Below are 7,056 nucleotides of genomic sequence, written 5' to 3' on the forward strand. Positions count from 1 at the left end.
CGGCTATACATCTTCCAAATTTGCCATCATTAACGGCTGTTTAGCTAAATCCAAAGCCATGATTTGCGGATAGACATCAAACCATTCTTGAAAGTTAGCAAAGCTAATTTCACGCGGCCAATGATCACCCAATTCATCCCATGCAGAAAGCTCGCTTTCGAAAATAGACTGCCAATGGGATTCCAGCGCTTTGGAGAAATCCTCTTCCGTGCTGACTTCATCGACCAGATAAACGGTGCCTTCCCTACGCTGCTCGTCTAGAGTTAAGCACTGGTGTAAACCGTCGGCATCTACATCTAAACTATTAGTCCAGTCTGCAAATGGCTGTCGCGGTAAAACAACAAATGCTGAACGGTTAAGCAACTTCATGGTTCTTATCCTTAGCTTTGGTTATACTCGGGCTATAAATTATTAGACCCATCATAACAGTTGATTGATCACCTGATAGGGGTAAAGAGATGAAGTTTACCCTCTGTTGAGGTAGCTTTTTAGCTTACTACCTTTGGCTAGTCGAACGAAACTGTTTTATTGAGTTAATTCTGTGATTATTCCTGTATTACAACAACTTAACTCGCGCGATCAGTGGATGGCGTTCTGCCGCCGTGAACTGCCATACTGTTTTATTGAAAGCCCTGAATGCCTGGTAGACTTCCAGACGACTTTTCTAAAGATCACCCTTCTACCTAAAGACACGCTGATTCATGATGCGGTGAAATACAGCCTAGGTTCGCGTACCAGCATGGAACCTGTCTGGCGCTTAATTAAAGGCTGTAATTGGGATCTCAATGCGATTTTGACTGGTTTGGAGCAGATGGCGTTCGACAGTAATGTTCGCGATAACTCCCTGCTTAAAGTGCATACCGATCTGAGTGTTCGAAAGTACTTTAGCCGTGAGCGCTGCCTTGTATCTCCAAATACGCTCGGTTTACTTGAGCCCTTAATGGCGCAGCCTGATATATGGGACGCTCAGTCGTTGGCAAAACTCATTAGCCATCAGCAGTTCTCTAGCCTTCAAAATGAAGTTAAAGCTCTACCGGGCAGTAAGCAAAATGCCGGGGCTCCGCCGCCGAGCATAAGCACGATTATGATGATTTTGCTCGACCCTGTTGAGCAATGCATCGGTCAGGTACATAAAGGTCGGTTGCATATCTTCCGTGGTAAGCAGCCATTTATCAGTCTGATCCCTAAGCTTACTTGGCCGAAGCCACGCTTAAAAACATCTAGCTAATTTTCTTCGATATATTCAATCCAATAAAAAAGGCGCCGAAGCGCCTTTTTTGTTCCGAGAGGATTAAGCCGGTTCTGGCTCAAGCTCCTGCTCATCTTGATCTTCTGTTTCCAACTCAGCCATCATTTTCAGAGGGTTGTCAGAGTTTAGAAGTTCACGCCCTTGAAGCGTTGGGAACTCAACATCCAAGTCTACGATACGACCATCACGGCAAACGTTGATGATGGTATCCATACAAGAACTTAGTAGTGAGTACTTCTCATCCGGTGCGGCGATAATTGTCTGCAAACCAAGATCGCTCATGAAACCAAGTGAAGTTACTGTGTTCTCAGAATCCAGCTTGTTGAAGGCTTCATCGAATACAGACAGACTCATACCGCCTAGAGGGTTGCCATCATTACCTTCGCGTAGACGGTATGTTGCAGCTTGGGCTGCAGCAATTGCCACGTAGAACGGTACTTGGTGCTCACCACCGGAACCAGTTTTGATACGCTGAGTGAGGGTTGTTTTACGGTTACCGTCGAGATCTTTTACAACCAATTCGAAGTTGTAGAAGTTACGGTAATCCTGCAACAGGCTGCTCTCGCCTTCATCTTTCAGCACTTCGTGAATCTTCGCCAGTGCATCTTTATGAGGCTTATCGCTATCAAATTTCAGATCAAATAGAGAACCAACGTTCGCTGAATCCATCTGAGTATAAGCTTCTACCAGCTCCAAAATATCTTTCAATTCTGGGTTCGGCATCATATCGAAGCTGTACATCTCTTTATGGAACGGACGACCTTTAAGATGCTGGTTAAGCTCACGAATAAGATCTTTGATCTTGTTGATCTGATCGTTCAAGTGCGCAACAAAGTCAGATCTAAATGCAGTTTCTGCTTCTAGACGTGCACGTTCTGCTTTCTGACTGTAGTTAGCCAGCTCAGAATCTTTAAGCGCTTGTACGGTTTCATCTACAAATGCAGATAGCTCTTCATGAGTAGAATCAGGTGTAACTTTATCTAGCTGCTGATGGCTCAAGCCACCGCCATGGTATTTCGCTTTGTATTGAGCAACGCCATCACGTACGGCATTTTTCTTCTTCTCGTGAAGAGACAGTTCGGACTGCGCTTTCTTCGCTGCTTCAAAGATAATACGCTCTAGTTCGCCAGAACATGATTCATCTAGGTAATCGCGTTTTTCCTGCGCAGATTGCGCATCAAACTCGCCCTTCTCTTCACATGCAGTACGTGCAGTAGAGTGCTCTTCTAGCTCTTGGTCGAATACTTCTAGCGCTGCCGTATCTTTGATGATGGACGTACGTACTTTCTGAAGCTTATCCATCAAGCTACGTTGCATCTGTTCTGTAGACTTCTGCTCAGCTACTAGATCAGCAATACGCTGCTGCACGCCTGTATCATCTTGGTTACGTAGATCGGTGATCGCCTGACGCTGACCTTCGATCTCTGTATCAAGCTGTTCGCGTTGGTTAACCAAGTCGAATACACGTTCGTTTACATTGTCCAAACCGTTGTTCAGCGTAATTAACGCATCACGTAGTTTTTCCAATGTATCGTGATTTTTACCCAGTTGTGTAAATTCAGATACCAGCTGATCAACCTGCTTACCTTGTAGCGCAGCTTGGTCAGAACGACGACGAATACCCATAATAGGCTGCTGTTCGTTGATCGCCGTTGTCGAACCTTCTGTCTGCAACATGCAGTCATAAGTTAATGCACGCTCGTGACGCAGTAGTTCGGTTTCTGTCTCAACCGCCATCACGCCGCCTAGTGCACGGTTCATGTAGGCACGAGCATGATCATTTTCAGTATCGATGAAATAAGCCAGTGAGCCAGCTTTATAACGGTTTAGCCAGTCACCAGATTTGGTCGTATTAACTATACGGCAACCTTTAAGGTGGCGACCTTTACGACGGTATAGCGTGATCGCTTCTTTCACACGATCTGGATCGACGATTAGCGCTTCACGGCGCGCACCTAGGAAAGACTCAATCGCAATACGCCACTTATCATCGTTGATATCAGCCAGTTCACAGATCGGCGTGGACTCAATACCGTATTCTTGAAGCAATTCCATCAATTCACGGGTATTGCGACGTACTGGAGCATGACCTTGTTTTAGCGCTTCAACGGCACTCTTCTGGTTCTGAATTTCAGAACGTAGCTCATTGATACGAATTACCGAGTGCTCGTAACGACGTGCGATATCACGGCGAACACCTTCAACCTGAAGTTTTAGGTTTTCTAAAACGTTATCAACTTCTACAGGAGATTGCGGCCATAGATCCGCCATAATGTCCTGACCCGAGCGCCACTGTTCGACACACTGCTCTACAACAGGACGGAATTTCTCAGGTAGCAGTTCGCTGTTTTCAGCAAAACCTACGGTAGTGCGCATCAGGTTATAAACGCCCTGAATACGCTCTTTCACAACATTAACTTCGTGCGTTTTAGCTGTGATAGAGGACTCAAGCGCCTTAACTTTGTGAGCTGAATCAGAGGTATTTAGCTCTGCACGGGCTTCGGCCAAGTTCTGCATAATCTGGTTGAGCTCTTCACTCTTCTTCTCCAGATCTACCTGTACCTGTTCCTCTTTCGCTTGGTTATCTTCCAAGCGTTCTGCAGCATCCTCTTTTTTAAGGTCTGCATTCTCGAATCGTGTTTCGTGAACAACCCACTCGTACTCAGCAGCGTTTTTCACATTGCGCTGAATACCGTTACAAAGCTCTTGTACCTTCTCTAGCTCACCGATGCGGTTAGCTACTTCGCGCGTCTTAGTTTCCATCGCGCGGTATTCATCAAGAGACTTACGGAATGCGCCGACATGGACGATATTTTCGTCTAGGACGAACTCACGGATAAAGCGTGTAGGGCTGTCGATTGGCACGAACTTAAGCGCGTTCTTAAAGTTCTTAACAAACTTATCATCATCATTTGGCATCTCTGGGTCGTAACTTAGATGCGTTACCAGTTCACGAACAAAACGACTAGAACGCTTCTCCAGAATCATATCTTGGCACTGCTTGTAGAGATGATCGCGAACTTGATCCCAAGCTTTAGGTAGACGGCCTTCACCTGTTTTCTCGGTAAAGTCGTCTAGGGATACAGAGCAATCTGGAAGAATAAAACGACCTAGAACATCTTCATCAGCAGACGCAGTAGATGCACTAATCGCTACACCAACCGTCGTCTCTTTAGCCGTTTCTGTATCAAAGAAGCTCAATGCCAAATAACAAAGCGAATCATGACGTGCAGTATTCTTTTTACCGTCATCATCAAGGAAACCAAGACAGTAAGTACGTAGGCTACGCTCACTCTTTTCACCGGCCGATGCGTTGAAGCTCAAGTGACGTTTATTACCACCCATCAATACTGTTTGGATCGCGTCCAGCAGGGATGATTTACCAGAACCGTTTGGACCTACAACCGCAACGTTACCTTTAATCGGTATCTCTACAGCACCAAGAACGTACCAGTTAACCAGAATAATACGATTTAGCTGCTTCATTCAGCTGGTACCTCTTCTTTTTCTTCTGCCGTTTCAGCGACTGCTTCGTTTAGCTCTTCAGATGTTTCGTCAGCAGCTTCTACTTCTGCTTCAACTTTTGTTTCTGAGACATCTTCGTTGTTTTCTTCAGCAGGCTCTACCGCTGCTTCCGCGACTTCATCCATATCCAATACCACTTCACCATCTTGCTCGTTGGACTCACAAAGACCTTCAAGCTGACGAATAAAGTCTTCAACCACAACTTGGCGGATTACTGGATTAATCTTAAGCGGGATATTCTTAGGTTCCATCTCATCTGGCTTACCGCGTTCGATAACACCGTGACGAGAGAACAAGGAAAGGATCTCTTTCAAACGCGTTTCGTTTGGAATCTCTTTACGCGTTAGGTTTTCATAAACCGTAAGCAGTTCGTCAGTGCTTGTGTATGCCTGCCCTGCTTCCACTTCGAAACTTTCTAAGCGCTGTTCATACTGCTGACGAATGCAAAGCAGCAACAAGGATTCATCCAAGCGTAAACGCATAAAGCGCTCTTCACCTTTAGGGATGATACCCATATAAGCTTCATCAGGCTGATGGATAAAAGACCAGCCGATCGCTTCGAAAAGGTTCGTAAAGTAGTCTACTTGCGAAGCAACTAGAAAATAGCTTTCACGGTGCCCAGGACGCTCCGCATATAGGAACTGATTGGTCAGCAGTTGATTCGCCGCACGGCTAAAATCGCTGGCTTGATACTGATCGCTGCGACCGATAATTTTCTGCAGATCACCTAGCATTTGAAACTTCCTTTGAATGATCTTTTCTAGTTATATAAAAATCACGACACTCAACCATGTCGGCAACGCTTACGTAATTTTCCTGGAATTTAATTTCATACTGTTCGCTTGTCTTACGCGCTTTCTTACCTAATGACTTCAGGTGGCGGACATAGCTGAAACAGATGTAATCTTCGATCGAGCTGATCTCGAAATCAGAGGCGTTGACTTTTTCACGGCCAATCAAATGGCGCTCTAAATACGCTTCTATACGATCAACTTTAACTTCACGACGCTCTTTATATTCCTTAAAGAGTTGGCGAAGCTGCAGAACTTTTGGATCGATCTCTTTGCGAGTAATAACTTGTGGTTCTGCAATGGTGCGACGCTTAACCGGTGCACGAACACTACCCGGCGCAAGGAAACCAACCGTATCCAAAGTTTGAATACGTGGGATTTCACGACCATCTTTTTCACTAATTTGAGCAATCACACGGGATAAACGTGAAGCCATACCCGGCGTCGTTTTATCCATGTAGCGAACAGTGTCAGATACACGTTTTTCCAACTTGTAGCGGAAATCGTCAATGATAGCTAAACGCTGATCGACTGATTCGAAGATACGGATAATGCGGTTGATATGCTGATGTACACGCGCTTCAGCATCATGGATATCAACTTCAAACTGCTCTTGATAGTGCATAATCAACTTTTCCAGTTTGACTGTATCAAACTGTAACTCTCGTAATAGAGATAGGATCTGTTGACGGAATCGGAACGGGTTATTTTTGGTTTTCAGCGTTTTATAGTCTGATACCAAAATATGCTCTACGAATCGCTCAAAGAAATTGCGAACAATCTCTTGTGGATTATTGGTTTGCGACAGATTGATCTTCAGCTCACGCAGGCCAAGCATCATATCTGTAAGGTGGGCGCTGAAATCTGCTGCTGTTTGAGCTGCTTCCGATAGCGTAATACCACGCCCTTGCGGATCATTAATAGCTGATTCTAACGAACTCAATACGTTAAGAACCGCACCACCGTAACTACGCTTCTCTAGGTTCGCAATCGAAACCAAGGTACGTAACAGGAAGCTATTCGCAGGAGATAACAGAACATAACTGCGATAGATACGCTGCTCTTCTTCCAACCACCCGGTAGCTACCAAGCGACGATAGATACGACTGGTATATTCGGCAGTTGAACGAGGGGGTTCTTGCTGATCCTCTTCAGAATCATCCTCTTCTGGTTCCCAACGACGAACACCTAGACGAATTACCGCCCCTTCGATCGTTGAACGTACCAAATCCTTAGGTACAAACGGGTCAACCAAATCTTCATCAAAGAACAGGTCGGCCAATGAGATAAGTACAGCCTGATAAACCTGTCGATTCTGCCCGGATAAAGGCAAAAACAAGTTATCAGGAAGTTTATTAAACAGCATTCAGCGTTAATCCGCGGTCTTTAAACCCGTGAACAGGGTTCTATTTTTATAAGGTAATAGGAACCGATTCTAGCGGAAAATTGGACTAGGGATAAGGGCTAAATCCACTATATTCGTAGTTGAAT

5 protein-coding genes are annotated in these 7,056 nt (G+C 45.1%); 1 reads left to right on the top strand and 4 read right to left on the bottom strand.

Annotated features, from left to right (window positions below):
- Window positions 1-3: 3 nt before the first annotated feature.
- Entirely contained in the window at window positions 4-369 is a 366-nt protein-coding gene (locus tag ACMXYX_RS11440) for a hypothetical protein (RefSeq protein ID WP_415881736.1), read from the bottom strand.
- Between the two features lie 172 nt (window positions 370-541).
- Here ACMXYX_RS11440 and ACMXYX_RS11445 point away from each other — a divergent pair, with 172 nt between their 5' ends.
- A complete protein-coding gene (locus tag ACMXYX_RS11445) occupies window positions 542-1,228 on the top strand; it encodes a hypothetical protein (RefSeq protein ID WP_415896563.1) in 687 nt (228 codons plus the stop codon).
- A gap of 63 nt (window positions 1,229-1,291) precedes the next feature.
- Here the strand turns inward: ACMXYX_RS11445 and ACMXYX_RS11450 are convergent, their stop codons facing one another.
- Genes ACMXYX_RS11450 through ACMXYX_RS11460 form a run of 3 tightly spaced genes read right to left on the bottom strand, consistent with a single transcriptional unit; the run spans window position 1,292 to window position 6,931 of the window.
- The gene (locus tag ACMXYX_RS11450; RefSeq protein WP_415906013.1) at window positions 1,292-4,735 is read right to left on the bottom strand and encodes an SbcC/MukB-like Walker B domain-containing protein; all 3,444 of its coding nucleotides are present in this window, start codon (window positions 4,733-4,735) and stop codon (window positions 1,292-1,294) included.
- A complete protein-coding gene (locus tag ACMXYX_RS11455; RefSeq protein ID WP_415896565.1) occupies window positions 4,732-5,508 on the bottom strand; it encodes a DUF4194 domain-containing protein in 777 nt (258 codons plus the stop codon). The genes ACMXYX_RS11450 and ACMXYX_RS11455 overlap by 4 nt, the downstream gene beginning before the upstream one ends.
- Entirely contained in the window at window positions 5,498-6,931 is a 1,434-nt protein-coding gene (locus tag ACMXYX_RS11460; RefSeq protein ID WP_415896566.1) for a Wadjet anti-phage system protein JetA family protein, read from the bottom strand. Before ACMXYX_RS11460 ends, ACMXYX_RS11455 begins: the two co-directional genes overlap by 11 nt.
- Between the last annotated feature and the right edge of the window lie 125 nt (window positions 6,932-7,056).

It is taken from the genome of Neptuniibacter sp. QD72_48, from assembly GCF_047778065.1.
Lineage (GTDB): Bacteria > Pseudomonadota > Gammaproteobacteria > Pseudomonadales > Balneatricaceae > Neptuniibacter.